Below are 1072 nucleotides of genomic sequence, written 5' to 3' on the forward strand. Positions count from 1 at the left end.
ACCCCTATCTTTTGCTCAGACTCGTCTCTGGTTTTTGGCTGAATTTGAGTCGAATAGTTCTTTTTATAATATCCCCCTAGCCTTGCGTTTAGAGGGAAACCTGAACTCAGAAATCTTAATCCAGAGTTTAGAAGAAATTTGTGATCGCCACGAAGCTTTACGCACCAACTTCATTACCGTTGATGGTATCCCTACCCAAGTTATACAAACACGAACCTGGACAGTTACGGTTGTGGATTTACAGCATTTATCTGGTAGTGAACAAGCAATTGCCTCCCAAGAGTTAGCACAAAATCAAGCGGTTCAACCCTTTGATTTAGCTGGTGAACCCTTAATCAGAATCACTTTAGTGGTGTTATCTGAAACGGAACATCTCTTATTAGTCTGTATGCACCACATTGTCAGTGATGGCTGGTCAATGGGGGTATTTATTCAGGAACTAACCGCCCTCTATAATGCCTATATTCAGGGATTATCTTCGCCGCTCAATCCCCTATCTATCCAGTATGGAGATTTTACCCTTTGGCAAAGACAATGGCTACAGGGAGAAGTCTTAGAAAACCAATTAAATTATTGGAAAAAACAATTAGCAGACGCACCAACTTTCTTACCCTTACCAACAGATAAACCTCGTCCAGCAGTCCAAACATTTACTGGGGTACATCAAGAGTTTCAACTATCCCTTGAACTCACACAAAAGCTAACAGAATTAAGTCAGCAACAAGGGGTAACAATGTTTATGACATTGTTAGCAGTTTATGGAGTATTACTTTATCGTTATACAGGACAATCAGACATCTTAATAGGCACACCTATAGCTAATCGTAACCGTCGTGAAATAGAGAGTTTAATCGGCTTTTTTGTGAACACTTTAGTGATGCAGACTGACTGTTCAGAAAATCCTAGTTTTCAGGAATTATTGATGAGAGTTAGAGAAATGTCTTTAGGTGCTTATGCTCATCAAGATTTACCCTTTGAAATGTTAGTAGAAGCCTTACAAACAGAGAGAAATCTTAGTCATACTCCTCTATTTCAGGTAATGTTTGTCCTTCAAAATACTGCCTTATCTGAA

General features: G+C 39.2%; 1 protein-coding gene. It reads left to right on the forward strand.

Features of this window, described 5'->3' with window-relative positions; translation table 11 throughout:
* On the forward strand, window positions 1–1072 hold a 1072-nt coding region (locus tag O9332_RS21815; protein WP_288027387.1), incomplete at both ends, for a condensation domain-containing protein.

Source organism: Microcystis sp. LE19-10.1B, assembly GCF_027530565.1.
Taxonomy (GTDB): domain Bacteria; phylum Cyanobacteriota; class Cyanobacteriia; order Cyanobacteriales; family Microcystaceae; genus Microcystis; species Microcystis aeruginosa.